The sequence below is a fragment of the Dyella sp. OK004 genome (assembly GCF_900114495.1).
In the GTDB taxonomy this organism is placed as follows: Bacteria; Pseudomonadota; Gammaproteobacteria; order Xanthomonadales; family Rhodanobacteraceae; genus Dyella_D.
Map to the genome: position 1 here is coordinate 73,312 of NZ_FOZI01000007.1, position 22,391 is coordinate 95,702.

At 62.8% G+C, this 22,391-nt stretch carries 12 protein-coding genes; 2 read left to right on the top strand and 10 right to left on the bottom strand.

Annotated features, from left to right (window positions below; translation table 11 throughout):
* Nucleotides 1-9 precede the first annotated feature (9 nt).
* The 6 genes from BM338_RS21100 to BM338_RS21125 form a co-directional block, all read right to left on the bottom strand.
* On the bottom strand, nucleotides 10-1,386 hold the full coding sequence (locus BM338_RS21100) for an FAD-containing oxidoreductase (RefSeq protein WP_090454689.1): 1,377 nt from the start codon (nucleotides 1,384-1,386) through the stop codon (nucleotides 10-12).
* Nucleotides 1,387-1,423: 37 nt separating this feature from the next.
* The gene (locus BM338_RS21105; protein ID WP_090454691.1) at nucleotides 1,424-3,100 is read right to left on the bottom strand and encodes an FAD-dependent oxidoreductase; all 1,677 of its coding nucleotides are present in this window, start codon (nucleotides 3,098-3,100) and stop codon (nucleotides 1,424-1,426) included.
* 370 nt (nucleotides 3,101-3,470) lie between these two features.
* Nucleotides 3,471-3,884: a VOC family protein gene (locus tag BM338_RS21110; RefSeq protein ID WP_090454693.1), complete on the bottom strand. Its 414-nt coding sequence runs from the start codon at nucleotides 3,882-3,884 to the stop codon at nucleotides 3,471-3,473.
* A gap of 244 nt (nucleotides 3,885-4,128) precedes the next feature.
* Nucleotides 4,129-4,560, bottom strand: a complete 432-nt coding sequence (locus tag BM338_RS21115) for a hypothetical protein (protein WP_090454695.1) — start codon at nucleotides 4,558-4,560, stop codon at nucleotides 4,129-4,131.
* A 178-nt stretch (nucleotides 4,561-4,738) separates the two neighbouring features.
* Nucleotides 4,739-5,992, bottom strand: coding sequence for a histidine-type phosphatase (locus BM338_RS21120; protein WP_143109355.1), 1,254 nt, complete (start codon nucleotides 5,990-5,992; stop codon nucleotides 4,739-4,741).
* A gap of 68 nt (nucleotides 5,993-6,060) precedes the next feature.
* On the bottom strand, nucleotides 6,061-7,182 hold the full coding sequence (locus BM338_RS21125; RefSeq protein WP_090454700.1) for a phosphatidylinositol-specific phospholipase C1-like protein: 1,122 nt from the start codon (nucleotides 7,180-7,182) through the stop codon (nucleotides 6,061-6,063).
* A gap of 277 nt (nucleotides 7,183-7,459) precedes the next feature.
* Here BM338_RS21125 and BM338_RS21130 point away from each other — a divergent pair, with 277 nt between their 5' ends.
* A complete protein-coding gene (locus tag BM338_RS21130) occupies nucleotides 7,460-10,231 on the top strand; it encodes a TonB-dependent receptor (protein WP_255367413.1) in 2,772 nt (923 codons plus the stop codon).
* A 246-nt stretch (nucleotides 10,232-10,477) separates the two neighbouring features.
* Here the strand turns inward: BM338_RS21130 and BM338_RS21135 are convergent, their stop codons facing one another.
* Both BM338_RS21135 and BM338_RS21140 read right to left on the bottom strand, forming a co-directional pair.
* The gene (locus BM338_RS21135; protein ID WP_255367414.1) at nucleotides 10,478-11,152 is read right to left on the bottom strand and encodes an NADPH-dependent F420 reductase; all 675 of its coding nucleotides are present in this window, start codon (nucleotides 11,150-11,152) and stop codon (nucleotides 10,478-10,480) included.
* 18 nt (nucleotides 11,153-11,170) lie between these two features.
* Complete coding sequence (locus BM338_RS21140; protein ID WP_090454702.1) at nucleotides 11,171-11,905, bottom strand: SDR family NAD(P)-dependent oxidoreductase; 735 nt, start codon at nucleotides 11,903-11,905, stop codon at nucleotides 11,171-11,173.
* A gap of 153 nt (nucleotides 11,906-12,058) precedes the next feature.
* On the opposite strand from BM338_RS21140, the gene BM338_RS21145 reads away from it, so the two are divergent.
* A complete protein-coding gene (locus BM338_RS21145) occupies nucleotides 12,059-12,637 on the top strand; it encodes a TetR/AcrR family transcriptional regulator (RefSeq protein WP_090454704.1) in 579 nt (192 codons plus the stop codon).
* Between the two features lie 411 nt (nucleotides 12,638-13,048).
* Here BM338_RS21145 and BM338_RS21150 read toward each other — a convergent pair whose 3' ends face one another.
* Both BM338_RS21150 and BM338_RS21670 read right to left on the bottom strand, forming a co-directional pair.
* Nucleotides 13,049-13,870 (bottom strand): OmpA family protein, encoded by an 822-nt coding sequence (locus BM338_RS21150; RefSeq protein ID WP_090454706.1) that lies wholly within the window; start codon nucleotides 13,868-13,870, stop codon nucleotides 13,049-13,051.
* 35 nt (nucleotides 13,871-13,905) lie between these two features.
* On the bottom strand, nucleotides 13,906-22,236 hold the full coding sequence (locus BM338_RS21670; RefSeq protein WP_090454708.1) for an ESPR-type extended signal peptide-containing protein: 8,331 nt from the start codon (nucleotides 22,234-22,236) through the stop codon (nucleotides 13,906-13,908).
* Nucleotides 22,237-22,391 lie beyond the last annotated feature (155 nt).

The following is a 22,391-nucleotide window of genomic DNA, read 5'->3' on the forward strand; positions in this document are numbered from 1 at the left end:
TGACGGGCATCAGACGGCCCGGAGACTTTGCAGTGTCGTGGGCAACAACTCGGCCACGGTCGGATGGATGTGCACGGCCTGGGATACCGCGGTATAGGGTGCCTTGGCGTACATCGTGTCTAGCAGGCAATGGATAGCCTCGTCGCCATTCACGCCGAAAATGGCCGCACCAAGTAGCGCTTGCGTGGCGCCGTCAACGATGACCTTCATGAAGCCGGTCGTCTCGCCCCGCTCGATGGCCCGTCCTACCCGCGACATGGGCCGCACGCCGACTTGCACCTCGCGCCCTGACTGCCGGGCCTCCTGCTCGGTCATGCCGATCCGCGCCAACGGCGGATCGGTAAACAGACTGTAGGCAAGGATGCGATCGGAAAGGCGCCGCTGTCCCTGCTCCAGAACATCCGCGGCGACGATCTCGAAATCGTTATAGGACGTATGGGTAAACGCGCCCTTGCCGTTGCAGTCGCCCATGGCCCAGATGCCGGGCACGTTGCTCCGGCAGTGCTCGTCCACCGTGATATAGCCGCGCGCGTCGACAGCGATACCCGCCTTGTCCAGACCGAGATCGTCCGTATTGGGTTGGCGTCCCACGGCCATCAGCACATGGGTGCCTAGCGCTTTCTCGCAGACCGTGTTGCCTTGCGCTTTCACCCGCACCGCGCCGGCCTCGCCTTCCAGCGCAATACATTCGGCGCCCAGATGCACGGTGATGTCTTCGCTCTGAAGCAGCGCCATCACTGCCATGGAGACATCTTCATCCTCGTGCGGCAGCAGGCGCGGCGAACGTTCGACGATCGTGACCCTGGAACCGAAGCGCCGGAACATCTGCCCGAACTCCAGGCCGATGTAACTGCCGCCGATGATCATCAGGTGTTCCGGCAACTCGCGCAGCTGCATCATGCTGGTATTGGTCAGGAAAGGAACGGCGTGAATGCCCGGAAACTCCGGCACCGACGCCCGCCCACCGACATTGATGAAGAACGATTCGGCTTCGATAAGCGAATCGCCAAGCCGCACGCTCGTCGGAGACTCAAACCGAGCATGCCCCTCCAGCAAAGTCACGTTAGGCATGTTGCGCAGCCAATGATCGACACCGTTTCGCGCCGCACCGGAGATGGCCTGGGTACGCTCCCACACCCGCTGCATATCGACTTGCGCGTCCTGCGTTTGCCGAACGCCGTATTCGTGTGCACGTCGGGCCATATGCGCCACATAGGCACTGGCTACCATGGCCTTGGTAGGTATGCATCCAGTGTTCACGCAGGTGCCGCCCACCAGCTTTCGCTCAATCACGGCCACGCGTTTTCCGGCCTTGCCGAGCCGTTCGGCGAGTGGCGGCCCCGCTTGCCCGGCACCGATCACTACGGCATCGAAACGCTGGTTCATGGGATCTCCTCGCATCCAGGCACTAATGGAATGGAGATCATCCCGCATCGGGACTTAAGAACCGGTGCACAGCCTGGATCACCACCGAACCTTCGCCGACGCCGGACGCTACGCGTTTTACCGATCCGCAGCGGACGTCGCCGACGGCAAAGATGCCAGGCCGGCTGGTGGCGAACGGCGACGAGACCGCCGTGCCATCGAGATCGGCACCCGTGACCACGAAGCCCTTCGGGTCCAGTACCAGGCAGCCTTGGAGCCAGTCCGTATTGGGCTCGGCACCGACCATCACGAATACGTTGGCTATGGCGTGGGTTTCGCTGGCGCCATCACGCCGGCTGCGCCACATCACCCGTTGCAGCCGGTCGTCTCCGTCGAGCCCCACGATCTCAGTTTCGGTGTGCAGGGTGATGCGGGGCGACTGCTCGATGCGGTGGATCAGATAAGCGGACATGGTGGCTGCCAACCCGGTGCCGCGTACCAGCATATGCACGTGCGTGGCGATGCGCGAAAGAAATACCGCCGCCTGTCCAGCAGAATTCCCGCCGCCCACCACGATCACTTCCTCACCGCCGCACAGCTTCCCTTCCATCGGCGTGGCCGCGTAATGAATGCCCTGCCCTTCATACTTGCCGTAGTTAGGCACATCCAGTTTGCGATAGCGGGCACCGGTGGCGACGACGACGGCGCGCGCGCTCACCCTTTGTCCGCCATCCAGCTCAAGGCAGTAAGGCTGCGATGCACAGTGCAGTTGGGTCACATTGCGCGAGATGGCCAGATGCGCACCGAATTTCTGCGCCTGAATCTGTGCCCGACCCGCCAGGGCTTGCCCCGAGATGCCGGTGGGAAAGCCGAGATAGTTTTCGATCTTGGATGACGTACCCGCCTGGCCGCCGGGCGCCATGCCCTCGATCACGATGGTGTCCAGACCTTCCGACGCGGCATACACCGCCGCGGCCAGTCCCGCCGGACCGGCGCCGACCACGGCGACATCGTAGACATGGCCGGGCTCGATCGATTCGGTCAGGCCCAGGCTATCGGCAAGTTCTGCCGTCGCGGGATTCATCAGCATCTGATGATCAGGAAAAACCACCACCGGAAAGAGATGCGGCTGAATCTCGAAGGTATCGAGCAAGCCAGCGGCGGTCGGGTCGGCATCGGTATCGATCAGGCGATGCGGGTAACCGTTCCGGACCAGAAAACGCTCCAGCCGCAGCGTATCCGCACCGTGGCCGGGCCCGACCAGTACGACGCCACCGATCCCCTGCTGGATCAGGCTCACGCGGCGCAGAATGAAAGCCCGCATGATGATTTCGCCGATATCGGTTTCGCCACTCACCAGCCGGCGGAAATGGTCGCGGCTGAGCCGCACCAGCTGGCTATCCACCATGGTCAGGCCCGACACCAGGATCTTGCGCTGATTGAAGTGATCCAGCTCGCCGGTGAACTGATGCCGTGTATGAGTGGTGAGCGTCCGCGGCAGACCCTCACTATCCAGATCGATGATTTCGATGCCGCCTTCCAGCACCAGAAAAAAATCCGCGCCGCGCTGACCGCGCTCGAACAACAGCGTGCCCGCCGCCACCCGCTCGACTTTGCCGTAGGCGGCGACACGCTCAGCCATCTCGCCGGTCAGGCGCGGAAAGCGCTGGGCATCGCGCGAGTGGGTATCGGAATCACCCGGGTTATACGAATCGCTGCGCGTCTCGTCTTGCATAGTGCGTCTCACCGGCGAGTGGGCAACGCCATGGCGCCTTGGATGGAAACGGCATGAGCATGTTCGATGCGAGGCGCTATCGCATCAGGCACTTGCTCAAGATAACGCAGCGTATGGAGAGAGATACCCCCGATCGAGTAGATCGCGCGATCTCTTCCGAGCGATCGAGGAAAATCACCCACTCCAGCAGCGACCGGTCTCGGCCGCCGCCGGAGCAAGGCACTCTTATTGGTCGATCCTTACTTTGACCCGGCGGTTGGGAGCCAGACAAGCGATCCGTTGAGCGCGAGGACAATCAACGCCAAACACTGATCGCGCGTTGGCTTAACCACCTGATTGGAGAGGTCTATTGCAACGCTTGAAGGCATACTCAGCCATGTGGCGGGACGGCATTCGGATCCATCCACATCACTTCCCAAATATGACCATCCAGGTCCTCGAAGCTGCGGCCGTACATGAAGCCGAAGTCCTGCACGGGCGTAGGGTCCGCCTTGCCGCCGGCACCACTCGCCTTATCGACCAGGCTGGATACGTCTTCGCGACTATCCGCTGACAGGCACAGCAGTACCTGCGCGTCCACGTGCGCATCGACGATCCGCTTGCTCGTGAACTGGCGCCACTTGTCGTGGGTGAGAAGCATCGCGTAAATCGTATCGGAGAACACCATGCATGCGGCGGTGTCGTCGCTGAAGGCTGGATTGTTGGCCGCGCCAATGGCCTCGTAGAACGCCTTTGATCGTTTCAGGTCTGTCACTGGCAGGTTAACGAAAATCATCTTGCTCATTGTCTCGACCCTATCTATGTAAGCCGCGGCAGGATTGCCGCTGCATCCTACTGACGAGTGAGCATGCGGGAAATCGACAAGCGCTACAAAATGCGTACGAGGTCGCCACCATTGGCATGACCGGCGCCAACGGTACCGGCAACGGATACCGCCGCTGGCACCTCGTCCGGTGGCAATGCAACAGGGTCACCCATCCGAACTACAGGCATGTCCAGAGTGGCCGGGCCTACGACAGCGGTGGTGGTCAGGCCGACGTGCTGACGAGAGTGCCGCTGCTGTTGCCACTTTCGGCCATCAACGCAGAAACCAGCTGCGCAACCGTGGAAGCCAGCTGGCCCATGGTGGTGGCCACAGCCGACTGCAGTGCCGTGACCCGCGCGATGTTGGCCGGATCTCGCCCCCTGTGGCCCGACATGGCGGCACGCAGCTGTTGTTCTTGTTGGGCAAGTTGTTTCTGCAGCCGCTCAATCTGCTGCTTCAGGACCTGCACGGTGATGCTCGCGCCGCCACCGGCTGCGCCCGAGGCTTTCACGCTCCCCGCCTTCGCCCCTGTCGACTTGGTCGCCGAGGCGCTGGATGTCGTCGGTACCTGCAAAGCGGTGTTGCCCGCTTCAGTAACCGTGCTGCCAATCGTCACTGGCACGGTCGATGGGACCGTGTTGGGGCTGATGTTCACTGGAGATCCTTGCCGAAGGCAGGTTCCGTATCGGCCGGTGGTCGCCAAACTTGAGCGACGTATCACCATGGAAGCTCGGACGTCTGCTTGTAGTCATACCCGCGCAAAGACCGTTAATGCCTTCCCCACCTAAGCAATCCAGATAAGGCTTAAAAGAAGTTATGTTGTGGTGACAATATTACTGAGCGCGCATCGACGCCCGCCGCAAACGGGAAATCACGCTTTCCAACGGGCAGAAGCCACGTCGTTCGGTAGCGCATCCATCGAGCGGCAGATCAAGCGTAGAAGGTATGGCAGATCCGTCCTGCGCCTGCAGCCGACGAAGTTGATCCAGGCTTTGCGCCTGGTAGAACACGCGCACCTGACGTCGACCAGTCGATCGTTCCCGCCATACCTCGATGCCGAGAGCGCCGCCGATCGGCGGGTCATCCTTGGCGTAACCCGGCATCTTGAAGTGCAGCCCCAGCACGGAGGCAAGCGCGACGATGTTGTTGTCGCTGCCTACCAGCACACTGAGGCGCGGCGCCTTGGCGTTCTGCAGCAGATCGATGATGCGCCGGCTCATGACGGAGGCGACGCGCTCGGCCATGTAGTCAGGACGCGCGTAAATGTCGAACAGCAGTGCATGCAGCTGTGAAAGTTGCTCCAGTCGGGAGGGATCGGCGCGACCCCAGCCGACGTCTTGCATCGAACGTCCTTCCGCATAAGCCATCAGGATCGCTTCGGCAGTGCCGGAGGTCGTGGCGATGGGGCCGGTCAGGACCATGTGCTGTTCGTCCGGCGACAGCGACAGGTTGCCGCGCCAGTGATCGGGCGAGCACCAATCGGGATCGCGGTCATGGCCGCAACCCATGACCGCGGCCATGGTAGCCAGCGCATCGGCATGCGGTGCGGTCAGGGCGTCCGGGCCGTTAGTGGTGGATTGGATCGCGGCAACCGCGTCTGCGGCATTCCATGCGGTGGCGCCGGCTTCGATGGGATGGAACAGCGGATCCTCGCTCCCTTGCGGAAGATGGCCGATCGCAATGGCACAGCCAGGCGCAAAGCCCTCGGCCAAGGCGCCAGCGCTCGCGATCGTGCGCTGATCGGTATTGGCCCAGAACCACAGCTGATCTCCGCCAGGGCAACCGCGCGCAGGAAACAGGCCGGCAGCGGCAAGGCGACGCCGGTCAAAACCGCCCATCAGCCGCGCGCCAACAGCGCCGTGCGGCGTCAATTCACTCGGCGGCTGCGGCCAGGACGGCCATGCCGCGCCATATGCCTCATCGAGCTGGATTTCGCCGGGTAGCGGCGTACGCACACCGTGCCGATACAGCAACACGACGCGCTCCAGTTGCATCCCTTCCGCGGCGTGCGCGGCCGTCGCGCAAAAAGCCATGCCAACCATGGCGAGCAGAATCAAGGCAGCAGACAGGCAATGACGCAAACGCATGAGGAAATTCTGGTCGATGGCGAAATAAGATGAGCGCCGCGTCGTGCGGGCGTCGCGGCACACGGCATTCAAGGCGATAGATCGGCGACCGAACAAGACGTCTTCGCAAACTGCGGATTGCAGCGCGCCGTCTGTCCGTGGAAACCGACCGCATAACCCGAAGCTGCCGGCTCGCGCTCGGGGTAATCGGTACTGAGGATTTGCGCACCGCTGGCCAGCATCGCATCGCGGCGCGTGGTGTCGTTACGCGCCGGTTCCTTGAGATTGGCGTCTGTGCGCGTGCGCACGAGATAACCCTGCCGTACAAGGCTGGCGATGCGGGCGGCATCGCCGTCGTTGAGTTCGGTGAACGCCGCATCGCCATCGCCCGGCACGGCATTGGTGAACAGCACGCGGCCGCGCAGCGAAGGGTGGCCCTTCAAATAGTCCGGCCCCACCGAGCGCTGATCGAGCAGGAAGATCACTTTGCCGCGCGCGCTGGCAACGCTCGGCCAGCCGCGCGTGAGAATGGCCGCATTGAGCGTGGACGCATCGCCGCGCACATCATCGGGGCTGATGTATTCGCCGCGCGGAAATACCGAACGGATCTCCGCATCCAGCGTATCGAGCGACCTGCTATCGAAGGGTTCCGGCACAACGGTTGGAAAAGGCATAGGCAGCGGCGCCTGCACCGTCTCCAGCAGGAGGAAAACAGGCAGATGCCCGGGATGCGCGCGCGACCACGCCCGGATCTCGGTCAGACAGGCGGTGAGTGGCTGGCAGTTGCTGCGCTGGTCCAGGTCCTGGATATGCATCACCTTGAAACCCGGGCGCTGCATGACCTTGAGATCAGCGAACGGCGGATCGGCCGGCAACCCAGCCTTGCGCACGAGCTCGATGCCGGCCGGGTGCGCATAACGGCCGCCTTTGGCGTCGCCATAGATATCCAGTTCGAGCTGACGCACGCCGTCGTCGAGCTGCCGCGTGAGCAAGGGATGCGAGTAGTCGAGGATGGCGAACATGGCGGGATCGACACGTTTCCATATCGCGGCTTCACCAGCGGCCAATCCAGCGTGATAGCTGTTGTGACTGCCAATGTATTGCAACTGATTAAGTCGCAGCGACTGAACTTCCGCAGCCGCCACGTGCGACGCGAACAAGGCGACCCACACCAGGAACAGGCGCTTCGTCGAGGCGTGCTTGTCTGGCATGTCGGTCTCTTTGCACTGAGATGCGGCCAAGGCGCGCTCGACCGGCGTTATGGAATCAGATTTCAATCGATCTATATAGGGCTTTCATGTGACATCGCGATGAAAATCATCGAAGTAATTTAGACGTCTAAATGATGAAGACATGTGCCTCGATATTCACGCCATTGCCATCGAACTTTCACGCAGCCTCACTACTTTCGCCGGCTTCCCACGCCCGACCGATGACTGGTCGATCGATCACCTCCCCTACGCTGAGCTTTCCACGGAGTGCGTTTAGATGTGCCGAACGAAGAACCATAGGCTGGCGTACGCCATTGCGGTTGCCATCAGCGGCCTAGCGATGATCCCTGCGGCATACGCCGACGACACCACCAGCGCCTCCGCTGACCAGTCAACCGGCAAGCCGGCCACTACCCTGGCCAAGATCACCGTAGCGGCCAACCGCTACGACGCCAGCCAGATCCAGATGGATGCGGTCAATACGGTCAACGTGCTGTCGGCGGACGATCTCAAGTACACCGCCGTCCACAACGTGGCGGAAGCGCTCGGCCTGCTACCCGGCGTCAATGTGTTCAACACGGGGCAGTCGTACTTCGGCGGCATCGACGGTGCGTCGCGTGGCGAGGGCATGTTCACTTCGGTGCGCGGCTTGAACGCGGAGTACAACGTCAATCTCATCAACGGCGTCAGCGTGGCGCAAGGCATGGCCTACAGCCGTGGCGTGCAGTTGAGCCTGCTGCCGCCGTCTGGCCTGCAGACCATTGTGCTCAACAAGACTTCCACTGCCGACATGGATGGCGATGCGATTGGCGGCACCATCGATTTCCGCACACCGACGGCATTCGACTTCAGCGCACCGAGCAGCGGCAGCGTCACCGCCAGCGGCCGCCTGGAGAGCCGCGCCCGCGACTACGGTGACAATGGTCTGGGCGGAGGCCTGGCCGGCGAGTTCCAGACCAAGTTCGGCCAGGACCATCAGTTCGGTATCTATGCCAGCGCTTACTACGACAAGCGCAGCTATGTGAACAGCGAAGCCGCGGCGGCGGCCTCAGCATTGAACGACGGCGCATGGGTGTTCGCGCGCACCACGGCCTCCGGCGCCAACGCGGCGGGCTACGATTCGGCGCGCAATCTCATGAGCACAGGCATGAATATCGGCACATCCTCGGGCGATACCCGCCGCTATGGCGGCAACGTGTCGCTGGACTGGAAAGTCGACAGCACGCTCAATCTCTATGCGCGCGGCACCTACGGCTACGCTAAGACCGAGCAGAACACCACCTATCTGCAGATCATTCCAGCCAACGTCAGCTATGCGCCGATCGGCAACACGGGTCTTTACCAGCCGGTGATCGGCCGCATCGCGACGCGCTTCTGGTACGAAACCAATCCCGAGAAGGCCGACCTCGCCACCTTCCAGGTCGGCGGCGACAAAACCCTTGGCGGCTGGACCCTGTCGCCAAGCCTGTTCTACAGCTTCGGCGACAACGACCGCCCGGACCACGTCGAGATCTCGGCGCGCAACGATCAGTACAGCTCGGCCAACTTCCCCTACGGCGCGAGCACGGTGATGGGCTACGGCTCCGATAACCTGCCCTACCCCATGCTGACTCCGGCGATGACTGCGCAGCTCAATAGCGTGGCCACGCTGTATGCGCGGCGCGCAGGCCAGCTGACCAAGTCTTACAGCGGACAAGAGAAAGGCGGCGCCAAGTTCGATGCACGCTACGATTTCGAGGACGGCCCGCTGACCTCGGTGCAGATGGGCCTGAAGTACAGCGGCAGCCATCGCGAATTCACTAATCGCGACTGGACTACGGCCAAGTTCAACGACGGCCGCAGCTTCGGCTCACTGGGCTTGATCGATGGCAACTACGCCTCGGTGTTTCCGGGCGTGTACAACTACACCGTGCCGCAGATCGACCAGGGCGCGCTGAAACGCCTGATCGCGGCGAAAGTCACCGACGCCAACCTCGACACCTGTAGCAATCTCTACGTCAACAACTGGAACTGCAACACCCAGCGCGCACGCGAGGCAGTGACGGCGGCCTACGCCATGGCCACCTTCAAATGGGGCAACCTGGAAGTCATCCCGGGTGTGCGCTTCGAGCACACTGATATCCGCAACACATTCTGGGTGACGCCCCAGGATGCCGCCGGCAACGAGATGCCCGGCCACTTCGCCCAGAACCACACGCACTATGACGAGCCACTGCCCAGCGTGTTCGTGAACTACCGCGATGGCGACGGCGCGGTCTATCGCGGCTCGATCTGGACCAGCTACACCCGGCCGGCATTCGTGCAATTGGGCGGTGGCTCGCAGATGAGCGTCTCGGCCGATGGCCTCACCACCATCACTGAGGGCAACCCCGATCTCAAGCCGATCAAGTCGCTCAACATCGATCTCTCCGGCGAGTGGAGCAATCAGCACGGCGGCCATGCCATGCTCGCCGGCTTCTACAAGCAGCTCTCCAACTACATCTACGAATCGGGCAGCAACCCGGTGAATGCGGGCACCAGCGACGCCGGCATGATCCGCTCCGTGAAACCGCAGAACGGCGGCGACGGCAAGGTCTACGGCGTCGAGGCGGCGGTGCGGCAGAAGTTCCAGGACATGCCGGCGCCATTCGACGGCTTCGGCGTGGGCCTCAATGCGACACGCCAGTGGACCTCGGTGGACCTTGGCATGGACGGCTTCCGCCACGAGCGCATCCAGAACGCGCCCGAACTGATGGCGAACGCGGAGCTGTTCTACGAAAAGAACGGCTTCTCGGTAAACCTGAGCTATCACTACGCCGGGTCTTATGTGTCCACCTATGACTACTTCGGCAAGGGTGCGTCCTGGGACAATCTATGGATACGTCCGACGGCGCGTGTCGACTTGCATGCGGGCTATGCTTTTCCCCATGGTATTCAGGTGGACCTGTCCATCTCTAACTTGACCAAGAATTACTCGTACTGGTCGCATGTGGGCAGGAATAACCTGGCGATTTCCGATGTGGTTGATTCGGGGATGACTACGCTGTTGACGGCGAAGTATTCGTTCTGAGGTTAAAGAGACCCGAAGATCAAGAGCAAGTGGACGGAACTCCATAGTTTGTACCGCATGTACAAACTATGGAGAACGGGTCACGCGATGGCGCGCACCAGTGCGCGCAACTTGAATCTTTTCTTCCGCAGCTACTGGTAGACGGCGCCTCCTTGCCTTCCGGTGGCGCCTATCACCGAATGATTCGTTCGTTGTTCGTCGATACGAGTTCCATCTCCTTTAACCGTCGCCAGGGTCGTAAATCCGTTACTGCTCCTTCTTGAACAGATCCTGGAAGACCAGGGGCGCCCAGATCCCATTTCGCCCCTGCACGAGCTGACCGCCTTCCGCGATCTTGCCGAGATTAACCGGCGCATAGCCGAGCTGCTCGGCCAGGGCGGCGACCGTTGTGGTCGCGCTTTCATCGTCGCTCGACAGGAATACAACCCGTCGTCCGCCGTTGATGACCGGGTCTTCCGCGAGGACGCGGGCAGGCAGATGGTTAAACGCTTTGACCAATTGAGCGCCGGGCAGGGCCTGGGCTATGACCGAAGAAGAAGGAAGGCCGCCCAAATCGTCGAGAGTGTTCGTCACGTCGATCACGATCTTGCCCTCCCAGCTTGCCCGTGCCTTCGCGACCTCTTGGTGCTGCCCATACGGGACAGCCAGCATGACGATGTCGGCCTCGAGCGCGTCCTTCAAGGTCTTCGGAATGATCGTCGGGCCGATCGCGTTTGCCTGCAGTGCGAGCGCTTCAGGCGGATGCCTGCTTGCTACAGCCACTTCGATGCCCTTACGGGCGAACATGCGGGCCAGCGCTTGGCCGATCGCACCGAAACCTACAATTGCGTAGCTCATGTTGTCTTTCCGATCGGTGTTGAAGTTGGTCGCCCGGAATGATCCAGACGAGATAAGCGTCTTCCCGGAGTGCCAGGCACCCACACGTTTTTCAGCGCGATTTCAGATGGCCGAGAAGCCGCCGTCGACAGACAACTCCACCCCATTCACGAAGCTCGAATCGTCTGAAGCAAGAAACAGCGCGACCGTCGCGATTTCCTCAGGACGCCCCATCTTTCCCCGCGGGATCAGGGATTCGAACATCTGCTTCGCCTCCTCGGTGAGAACTTGGTCCTGCATCGGTGTGGCGATCGGCCCTGGGTGCAGCACGTTCACTCGGATATTCCTGCCCTTGAGTTCGTTGAGCCACCCGCGTGCGAATGCGTGCAGCGTCGCCTTGCTCGCCGCATAGACGCTGTAACCAGGAAACCCTTTGATCGAAGCCACTGACCCGGTCATGAAGATCGAACCGCCATCGTTGAACAACGGCAACGCCTTCTGGACCGTAAACAGCGTGCCGCGCGCATTCAGGCCGAAGGCCGCATCGAAATGCTGCTCGGTAATCTCACCCAGTAGGGCGGCCTCGCCCATGCCGGCGCTCGCGTACAGGACGTCGATCTTGCCCTTTTCCCGCTTGACCGTATCGAACAGGCGGTCGAGGTCGTCGAGATTGGCCGCGTCGCCGCGCACGCCGGTCACGTTCCGGCCAATTTGCTTGACGGCCTCATCGAGCGCCTCCTGCCTCCGGCCCGTGATGAAAACGTACGCGCCTTCTTCAACGAACCGCTTGGCGCTCGCCAGCGCCATGCCGCTCGATCCACCCGTGATGACTGCCACCTTACCTTCAAGCTTTCCCATGACTTTTCACCTTTCGTCGCGTCGGACAGCGTCTCTGTTCCCATTGGTACAAGGGCGCTGTATCTTGTGGATCACCGATCCAGATCCTGACTCTCAGCATCCGGACCACTGATCCAAATATATGGATCACTGATCCGCTTGTCAAGGCAACTCATGCGAGCCGACGCCAGAAAAAATTACAACCATCTACTTGCAGTCGCGCGCGACGTCGTCACCGAGCATGGTGCCGATGCGTCCATGCGAGATATCGCGCGCCGAGCTGACGTTGGGTTGGCTACATTGCTTCGTCATTTCCCGACGCGAGAAGCCTTGTTCGAAGCGTTGATGTGTAGGCATCTGGACGCACTGGCGCAGAAGGCAGACGAACTCGAAGCGGCGAAGCCACCTGACGAGGCACTCGTGTCCTGGTTCCGCGAAGGGGTGGCATTCGTCCATAGCTATCGCGGCGTTGTCGACTTGATGGCGAGCGCCCACGCGAACCCGGCCTCCGCGCTTTATGCCTCATGCGCAGCGGTGCACGCAGTGGGCGCGCGACTACTGCTCCGTGCTCAGGCCGAGGGAACGGCGCGCGCCGATATGGATGGGGACGACCTGTTCGCCCTGATGTCGGCGCTCGCCTGGCTCGCCGGCCAATCCGCATTCGCGCCGCGGGCTGATCATCTTTTTCACCTTATCGCGAGCGCCATCCTGACAAACCCGTCGAGCAACGATGTCAAGAAGGCGACGTGTTGAATCAGATTGGCGATCGGATGCGCGAGGGTATTGTCAGCTTGCGGAATGACCCGCGCGATCTTCGAGCGCAGCGTTTGATGGGATGAGGTACAGACTATGGGGTCTTTTTGGCTTCATATTTCATACTGCGCGGAACAGTAACTGACTGAGTTTCAGCGTTGAGCACAAACTTATGTGCTTCGCTCGCACTCATAGTTTGTGCCCTTGCGCCCTACTAAGCACAAACTTTGGGTAGCGAAAACATACGGACTATTGGAGTTCTGTCCACAAGGGCATGCTCGCTTCGCATCGCCCGTAGGAGCGCACCCTGTGCGCGATCCACGCAGGCAAGGCGCCCACAGGGTGGGCTCCTACACGATGTCGGGGGAGGCCGTTGGATTTCGACCTCCCCGCAAAGTGAAAACTGCTCTCTCAATCCCCGCTATCGATCTTCACTTCCACACGCCGGTTCGGTGCCAGGCACGCGATGAGTGGTGCGCGCGGGCCGTCCGGGCAGTCCTTCACTGGCTCGGAAGCACCATGGCCTTCGGCGCGGATACGTCCGGCAGGCACGCCCTGCTCCACCAGGTAGGTCATCACCGCATCGGCGCGACGTTGCGACAACTTCTGGTTGTACGCCTCGCTACCAAGGCGGTCGGTATAACCCGCGATGCGCACGCTGTGCAGCTTGTCACCCTGGTCGTGAAGCTCCGCAGCCAGGTCATCCAGTGCCCGATGCCCATTCGGGGTCAACGTTGCTTTGTCGAAGGCGAACAACGCATCCGCGGAAAGTACCCGCGACTTATTCGGCGCGGGCGCCACTGCGGGTGCGGCCGGTGCCGGTTCGGCAAGCAAGGCCGCGCACGACTCGGGTTTCCAATAGAAGCTGCGTGCCAGCTTGTTGTCGTCGAACAGCACTTTGTATTGACACACCGTCACTTCGTCGCTGCCGGGCTTGCGGAAGTTGAACACATAGTTCCACTCGCGCACGCCCCACACGCCTTCGCTGAAATGCGGGTAGCCGATCAGATCGGAGACTTGCGGCTTGTTGAGCCCCGACCTCATCTGCCGAAGATTGGCCAGGTTGGGGAAGGTGCCGCCCTTGTGCATGGGGGTGACGCTATCGGGCGTCGGCCATACGAGTTCGCTGGCCGAGCCGCCGTCCTTAGCCACATCGCGACTGACATTGCCGCAAGCAGTGAGTGCGAGTGCGACGGCGACCGCCACGGTGATCTGTTTCCAAGACTTACGCATATCGATAGCTCCTTGATGCTTTTGAACGGCGCCCATTACCAGACCACACCCGCACCCACGCCACCGCCGGTGTCGCCGCGCGAATTGGTGGTGGCATTGAGCTTGAACACGTAGCGGCCGCTTTCGGTGATGGTGGACACACCGACCGCGATGCCGTTCTCACCGTGGAAGCTGCCCACCGCGACCGCCGCCGAACTCTGATTCGGCTGGTAGGCCTGTGGCAGGCTCGCCATCGCCATCGCCGAGGCGACGCCAGCGTTGGCGCGATTGCCGATGCGATTGAGATCGCGGTTCACCGTCTGGAAGCGCTGATCCACGTAGTCCTTGGACCAGTTCTTGGCGGACTCGATGGCATCGTTCAACTGGCCCACATTCACCGCATCCGTGGTGGCCGTGCCGGCGGCCACGTTGGTGACCGTGCGCTCATGGCCTGCCGAACCTACCGATACTGAGTTGGCCTGCGATGCTACCGAACCCGCACCGATCGCCACGCTGTTGTCGCCCGTCGCGCTGGAGTTCGCACCGACCGCCGTGCTGTTGTTGCCCGACGCGTTGGAACCGGCGCCGCCCGCGGTCGAGTTATTGCCCGCGGCAGTCGCCTGCGTCGTGTTGTCGGTGCTGGTCTGGAAGTTGTTGTTGACGGTGGTGGGGCCACCACCGCCCTTCGGCAGATTGTTGACGACGGTGGAGAGGTTGTTGAACTGCGTGTACAACGCCGACAGCGACTGGTTGGTGGCATACAACTGCGAGCCGTTGATCGCATCGGTGCTGCTACCGCTGATCCGCCCCGCCGCCACGTTGGTGAGCGTGCGTTCCGCACCCACTGCGCCCACGCTCACTGTCGAGCCCGGTGTCGTGCCGGCGAAGTTGTAGGTGGTACCAGCGATGGTGGTGTTGGCCGTACCCACTGCCGCGTCCGTCTTCGACCCCGCACCCAACGCCACACTGCCTGCGAAGGCCGCCTGCGTACCTGCACCCAGCGCCATCGCCTGAATGCCGTTGGACGTAGCGTTGGTGCCCATCGCCACACCATCGGCCAGATTCACCGTGGCGTTCTGACCAATCGCGGTGCCGCCTGGTGCGGTCTGCTGCACGATGGCGCCGTTACCCATGCCGATGCCGTTATCGCCATTGACGGTGGTCTTGGGGCCGATGGCGACCGACTCCGCACCCGCCGCCAATGAATCGGATGCGGTGGAGTTGGCGTGGAAGTACTTGATCGGCGTCACCGAGAACGAACTCATCGCACCCTTCAACTGACGCAAGGTCACTGCGTCCTGATCGAGCGTGCCGTCCGCGACGTTGGTGATCTGGCGGAAATCGGTGGCGTTACCCACTGAGACCGCGCCGAGCAGATTGCGATCCGTCGTGTTGTACGGAATCACATTGGTGCCCACGAGGATCGAACCCGAGGTCGGTGCGATCGGGCGATCAGACACCGCGCCCGAACCCAGCGCCACACCGCCCACTATCGAGACGCCCGTGTTCTGGCCCAACGACGTACCGTTGTCCGCCGTCGCCGTAGCACCCACACCTGCCGCCAGCGCGTTGATACCGGTCGCGCCGTTGTTGGTGTAGTTGCCGCCGTGCGTGCCGTTGTCGTTCACGCTGTAGTAGTGCGTCGCATTGGCGGTGACGGTGCTGCTCAGGTTGTCCACGGCCTGGTTGGTGGCGAACAGCTGCGAGCCGTTGATGGCATCGGTGCTGTTGCCATTCACCTGGCCTGCCGCCACGTTGGTGATGGTGCGCTCGCCGCCCACCGTGCCCACGCTCACCGTGCTGGTCGGCGTGGTGCCGGCATAGGTATAGGCATGACCATCAATGGTGCCGCCGGCAGTGGTCACCACGGCGCCGGTGGTGCTGCCTGCACCCAGTGCCACGTCACCGGCGTTCGTGCCGGCGGTAGCACCGTTGCCGATCGACACTGCGTTAGTCGTGCTGGCGGTGGAGACCGGACCGATCGCCACGCTGTTGGTGCCGGCCGCATTGGAGTCCGCCAGGGTGGAGTTGGCGTGGAAGTACTTGATGCCGCCGCCGTCCACTACGCCGCTGATCTGGTTGAAGATCTGCTGCAGCGAGCTGTAGGTATTGCCTGCGTAAGTGATGTTGGTGTTGAGCGTGCCGGTGGTTGGGTCGTAGGTGGTGCTGCCGCCGTAGCTGTTGGCGATGGAGTCACCCAGCTTGGTGACGATGGTGCCTACCGTGCCCACCGCCTGGTTGGTGGCGAACAACTGTGAACCGTTGATCGCGTCGGTGCTGCCACCATTGATGCGGCCGGCGGCCACGTTGGTGATGGTGCGCTCCGTGTTCAATGCGCCGACGCTTACCGTGCTTGTCGGCGTAGTGCCCGCGAAGGCATACGTGGTGCCGTTGATGACGGCGTTCGGGGTGCCTACGGCGGTGCCCGTGGTGGAACCGGAGCCCAATGCAACATCGTTCGCGTTGTTGGCGGCGGCCGCGTTGCCGAAGGCTACGGCACCAGCAGCCAGCGCACTGCTGGCATTGCCCAACGCCACCGAGCCCTGCCCCTGCGCGTTGTTGCCGTTGCCCAACGCCAGCGCGCCATTGCCGTTGGCGGTGTTGTTGGCGCCCATGCCGACCGCACCCGTGCCGATGACGGTGTTCGGATCACCGATAGCAACCGCGCCATCGCCGTTCACCGTCTGGCCTTCGCCGATCGCTACCGCGCCGATGCCGCCCTGTACCTTCGAGTTGTGGCCGATGGCGACCGAACCGGCGCCAGCCGCCGAGGAGCCAGGACCGGCTGCGAGGGAGTTGACTCCCGTCGCACCGTTGTTGGCGTAGTTCGACTGCTGCGTGCCGCCATCATTGACGCTGTAGTAGTGGATCGCGCCAGCGGTGACGACGTTGCTCAGGTTGTCCACCGCCTGATTGGTGGCGAACAACTGCGAACCGTTGATCGCATCAGTGCTGCCGCCGTTGATCCGCCCCGCCGCCACGTTGGTGATGGTGCGTTCCGTACCCACCGCGCCCACGCTCACGGTCGAGCCCGGCGTAGTGCCGGCAAAGCTGTAGGTGGTGCCAGCGACAACTGTGCTGGGCGTACCTACGGCCGCATCCGTTTTCGATCCCGCACCCAGCGCCACACTGCCTGCAAACGCTGCCTGCGTACCCGCACCTAGCGCCATCGCCTGAATGCCGTTGGACGTAGCGTTAGTGCCAAGTGCTACACCATCGGCCAGATTCACCGTGGCGTTCTGGCCAATCGCCGTGCCGCCCGGCGCTGTCTGCTGCACGATCGCGCCGTTGCCCATGCCGATGCCGTTGTCACCGTTCACCGTGGTCTGCGGACCGATGGCGACAGACTCCGCACCGATCGCCGCCGAATCGGTAGCGGCGGAATTGGCGTGGAAATACTTGATCGGCGTGACCGAGAACGAGCTCATCGCACCCTTGAGCTGACGCAGCGTCACCGCATCCTGATCCGTCGTGCCGTCCGCCACATTGGTGATCTGGCGGAAGTCGGCAGCGTTGCCTACCGACACGGCGCCAAGCAGGTTGCGGTCCGTCGTGTTGTACGGAATCACATTGGTGCCCACGAGGATCGAGCCGGAACTCGGCGCGATCGGGCGATCGGATACCGCGCCCGAACCCAACGCCACACCACCCAGTATCGATACGTTCGTGTTCTGACCCAACGACGTACTGTTGTCCGCTGTTGCCACGGCACCCACGCCGGCTGCCAGTGCATTGATACCGGTCGCACCGTTGTTGGTGTAGTTGCCGCCGTGTGTCCCATTGTCGTTCACGCTGTAGTAGTGCGTGGCGTTGGCGGTTACCACGCTGCTCAGGTTGTCCACCGCCTGGTTAGTGGCGTACAGCTGCGAGCCGTTGATCGCATCCGTGCTGCTGCCGCTGATGCGACCGGCCGCGACGTTGGTGACGGTGCGCTCGGTGTTCAATGCACCGACGCTCACCGTGCTGGTCGGTGTGGTGCCAGCGAAGTTATAGGTGGTGCCGGCGATGGTGTAGTTCGGTGTGCCGACGGCGACCGCAGTGGTCGAGCCGGAGCCTAACGCCACATCGTTTGCGTTGTTCGCCTTTGCCGCGTTGCCGAAAGCCACCGCGCCAGCGGCCAGTGCGCTGCTGGTGTTGCCGATGGCGACAGAACCCAAACCCTGCGCATTGTTGGTATTGCCCAAGGCCACCGCGCCGTCGCCATTGGCGGTGTTGTTCGCACCCACCGTGACCGCACCATTGCCGGTAGCGGAGTTGGGATCGCCGATCGCCACCGCGCCATTGCCGTTGGCTGTCTGTCCTTCGCCCAATGCGATTGCGCCGGTGCCGCCGGTCACCTGCGAGTTGTGGCCGCCGGCGATGGAGCCTGTGCCGGCGCCGGCTGCGACAGTATTGCTGTCGCCGAAGGCGACGGTGGAGGCCGCCTTGGCCGTTGAGCCGTTGCCCAATGCGGTCGAGTTTGCTGCGGTGGCGGCGGCGCCCTGTCCCATGGCCGTCGCAAACAAGCCACTGGCGACAACATTCGGACCGATTGCGACTGAGCCGACACCTGATGCGGTGACAATGTCGCCAATCGCAACCGAGGAGTTCCCGGTTACCGCAGCCTGCTGGCCAATGGCGGTACCGCCTTTGGCGGAGACGGAGCTGAGGGTGCCAATAGCAATGCCATTCTCGCCAGCGGCGGTAACGGAAGCGCCGCTTTGACCACTGGATATGCTGCCGCCGCCGATTGCTACTGAACCTATGGCGGCAGCTTTAGCAGCGCTGCCTGCTACCGAATTGCCGCCGATTGCTACTGTATCTTCGCCCGTTGCCGAAGTATTTTGGCCTACCGCAGTCGCACTGTTGCCGGATGCGCTCGCTGCGACCCCAGCTGCCATGGAGTTGTTACCGGTCGCGCCGTTGTTGAGGTAGTTCGCCTGCTGCGTGCCGCCATCGTTGACGCTGTAGTAATGGAGCGGCGTATTGGTCGCCAGCAATTGCACCGCCTGCGTCACCGCGTAGAGCTGCGAACCGTTGATCGCATCCGTACTGCCACCGCTGATGCGGCCCGCCGCGACGTTGGTGATGGTGCGCTCGGTGTTCAATGCACCGACGCTCACCGTGCTGGTCGGCGTGGTGCCGGCGAAGTTATAGGTGGTGCCGGCGATGACGTAGTTCGGTGTGCCAACAGCGGTCGCTGTGGTCGAGCCGGAACCCAGCGCCACATCGTTCGCATTATTGGCGGTTGCCGCATTGCCGAACGCCACCGCACCGGCAGCGAGCGCCTTGCTGGTATTGCCCAGCGCGACCGAGCCCTGGCCAATGGCCTGGTTGGTGTTGCCGATCGCTACGGCGCCGTTCGCCGCCGTGGTGCCGGCGGCATTGCCCGCCGCGACATTGTTGGCGCCCATCGTCACAGCGCCGTTGCCGTTGGTGGTATTCGGATCGCCGATCGCCACCGCGCCGTTGCCGGTGACGGTCTGCCCCTCGCCCAGCGCGACGGCACCGGTGCCTCCCTTCACCTGCGAGTTGTGACCGCCGGCGATGGAGCCGGTGCCGGCAGCCGCCGCCACCGTGTTGCTGTCGCCGAAGGCTACCGTGGAAGCAGCCAGTGCCTGCGAGGCGTTACCGATTGCGGTCGCATTGGCCGCCGACGAAGTCGCCGCATTGCCGATCGCTATGGAGTTCTGCGCAGAAGCGTTGGCGTGAAGGCCAAGCGCCGTGGCGGCGACTTGCGTGGCAGAGGCTTGAAAACCTGTAGCGAGCGCGAAATTGGCGGTAGCACTACTGCCCGAGCCAAGGGCAGTTGCCTGCTGGACTGACGCATTCGCTCCTTGGCCGAGACTCGTTGCCCAATCGCCATTCGCCACTGCACCGGTACCGATCGCCGTGGTGAAAGAGCCCGACGCATTGGCGTTGGGTCCAATGGCGATGGCGCCTCCCAATGGCCCTGTGGAAACAGCGCTCGTACCAATGGCGATGCTGTCGACCGCCGATGAGGCAGCACCGTTGCCCATCGCCACCGCGTTCTGGCCCGATGCGTTGGCATGAAAACCCACCGCTGAGGCGCCCACACCGCTCGCAGTGGTCTGGAAGCCGGTAGCGAGCGCGAAACCGGCGGTGGCCGTGCTGCCTGCACCGAGGGCTGTTGCCTGTTGCACCGTAGCCGTGGTGTTCTGGCCGAGCGCCGTGGCCCAATCGCCGCCTGCCTTTGCGTTCATGCCGATGGCAGTGGCATAGGTGCCTGAAGCGCCGGCACCCGGGCCTATCGCGATGGCATTAGGAGACGTGGCGCCGTTGTTGGTGTAGTTCGCCTGCTGTGAGCCGCCATCGTTGACGCTCATGTAGTGCGTGGGCGTGCTGGCCGCGATGGCCTGGATGGCTTGATTCGTCGCGTAGAGCTGGCTGCCGTTGATCGCATCCGTGCTGCTGCCGCTGATGCGTCCCGCTGCGACATTGGTGATAGTGCGTTCGCTATTCAATGCGCCCACGCTCACCGTGCTGGTCGGCGTGGTGCCGGCAAAGGCATAAGTGGTGCCACCGATGGTGTAGTTCGGCGTGCCGACGGCGACCGCCGTGGTGGAGCCTGAGCCCAGCGCCACATCCTTCGCGTTGTTCGCCGTGGCCGTGTCGCCAAAGGCCACTGCACCGGCAGCCAACGCCTTGCTCGCATTGCCGAGCGCGACCGAACCCTGACCAATGGCCTGATTGCTGTTGCCGATGGCGACGGCGCCGTTCGCCTGCGTTGTCCCAGCGGCATCGCCTGCGGCGAGATTGTTGGCACCCATCGCCACCGCGCCGGTGCCGAGTGCGGTGTTCGGATCGCCAATCGCCACCGCGCCATTGCCGTTGGCGGTCTGGCCTTCACCCAGCGCAACGGCACCGGTGCCGCCCTTCACCTGCGAGTTGTGGCCGCCGGCGATGGAGCCCGTTCCGGACGCGGCGGCGACGGTATTGCTGTCGCCGAAGGCCACCGTGGATGCCGCCAGCGCCTTGGACGCATTGCCCGCCGCAACGGCATTCGCACCACTACTGGCAGCATTGAGGCCGATGGCTACCGCATTGGTGCCGCTCGCGGCAGTGCCATATCCCAGCGCAACAGCCTGGACGGCCGACGCATTGGCCGCAGCGCCCATCGCGACTGCATTGGTCGCGGTGGCGTTCGCCAGCAGACCGACGGCAATGGCACTGCCTTGCGTTGCTGTTGATTGAGCGCCTACGGCAATGGTGTTGGTGCTCGACGATGTAGCGCCCCCGGTCGTATTGCCGCCGATAGCGATGGCAGCTGTCCCCGAGGCGTGGGTCGAAACACCGATGGCGATCGACTGGTCGCCGTTGGCCACGTTGTTCTGGCCTGCCGCGACGCTGGAGATGCCCGAAGCCTGGGCATTGGCACCCACTGCTGTTGCCCCCACGGCCGAGGCGGCCGCATTGCTACCCAGGGCCGTGCCGTACTGCGCAGTGGCCGAAGTCTGCCTGCCTACCGCGGTCGACTGGCTGCCTGAAGCAGCGGACGACGTGCCGATGGCGATCGCATCCGTAGTGCTCGCATTCGCCTGCAATCCCATGCCGATGCCTTCGTCGCCGGCAACGCTCACATCCGTACCGATCGCGACGGCCGATGCGCCGGATGCACCTACACCAATAGTGCGCGCGCCCAGGTAGATTGCGTTCAGAGCGGACGCATTGGCTTGCCAGCCCACGGCTGTCGCGTGGGTTCCGCCGCTCACGACCGAGCCCGAGCCGATGGCAACGGCATTATTAGAGTTGGTGACCTTGGTCAGATAACCGATGGCGATGCTGTTGACCGAGTTCGCGTCCACCGAACTGGTGTTGGCAAAAGCAACGCTATTGGTGCTGGCACTGATCGAAAGAGATCCCATGGCAAGGGCATTGGCACCGGAAGCCGTGACATCCGTGCCAATGCCGATCGCGCCACCCGCGGTAGCGCCCGTGGAAGGACTGGTACGCGCGCCGAGGTAGACGGAATTGATGGCGCTGGTATAGGCCTGGAAACCCAGGGCTATGCCGTTCTGCCCGGTGGAAAGAGAGTTGTAGCCCACCGCCAATGCACCCAGTACGTTGGCGTGCGCAAGCGATCCTATCGCGGTGGCTCCAGTACCGCTGGCCGCAGACTGAAGGCCCATGCACGAAGCGGTGCCGTTATAGACGTTCCAGGGCGTATTGCTGCAGTCCACAGCCTGCGCATCCGCCCGCTCAACCCATCCCGCCCCACCCAGTGCCATCAGCACGGTCAAAATGCCCAGGCTGAGTCGGCTCGGGGCTAGCCGATGACGTCCCCCGCGTCGGTCGACCACGCCGCTGCGATGGCATGTGGCTATCTCCGAAGCGACCACCAGTTGGTTAAGCGAGGCATTCCATACTTTGCTGTAAATCCTGTTCATGGGGATCTCCAAAAAAACCGCTCGGGCTCGAAATACGGGGAAGAAAGAACGTTGCTCGATGGCCACGACATCCCGGCAGGAGAACAGTCAAAGCGAGGTGCTCCAGGGGAAACCATCAACTGCCGGCACAAGCGCGCCAGCACACGCCTCTGCGA

What these genes read in the sequence shown, in the direction of transcription:
- BM338_RS21100 (WP_090454689.1), bottom strand. Translation starts at nt 1,386, where the DNA reads ATGAACCAGCGTTTCGATGCCGTAGTGATCGGTGCCGGGCAAGCGGGG.
- BM338_RS21105 (WP_090454691.1), bottom strand. Translation starts at nt 3,100, where the DNA reads ATGCAAGACGAGACGCGCAGCGATTCGTATAACCCGGGTGATTCCGAT.
- BM338_RS21110 (WP_090454693.1), bottom strand. Translation starts at nt 3,884, where the DNA reads ATGAGCAAGATGATTTTCGTTAACCTGCCAGTGACAGACCTGAAACGA.
- BM338_RS21120 (WP_143109355.1), bottom strand. Translation starts at nt 5,992, where the DNA reads ATGCGTTTGCGTCATTGCCTGTCTGCTGCCTTGATTCTGCTCGCCATG.
- BM338_RS21125 (WP_090454700.1), bottom strand. Translation starts at nt 7,182, where the DNA reads ATGCCAGACAAGCACGCCTCGACGAAGCGCCTGTTCCTGGTGTGGGTC.
- BM338_RS21130 (WP_255367413.1), top strand. Translation starts at nt 7,460, where the DNA reads ATGTGCCGAACGAAGAACCATAGGCTGGCGTACGCCATTGCGGTTGCC.
- BM338_RS21140 (WP_090454702.1), bottom strand. Translation starts at nt 11,905, where the DNA reads ATGGGAAAGCTTGAAGGTAAGGTGGCAGTCATCACGGGTGGATCGAGC.
- BM338_RS21145 (WP_090454704.1), top strand. Translation starts at nt 12,059, where the DNA reads ATGCGAGCCGACGCCAGAAAAAATTACAACCATCTACTTGCAGTCGCG.
- BM338_RS21150 (WP_090454706.1), bottom strand. Translation starts at nt 13,870, where the DNA reads ATGCGTAAGTCTTGGAAACAGATCACCGTGGCGGTCGCCGTCGCACTC.
- BM338_RS21670 (WP_090454708.1), bottom strand. Translation starts at nt 22,236, where the DNA reads ATGAACAGGATTTACAGCAAAGTATGGAATGCCTCGCTTAACCAACTG.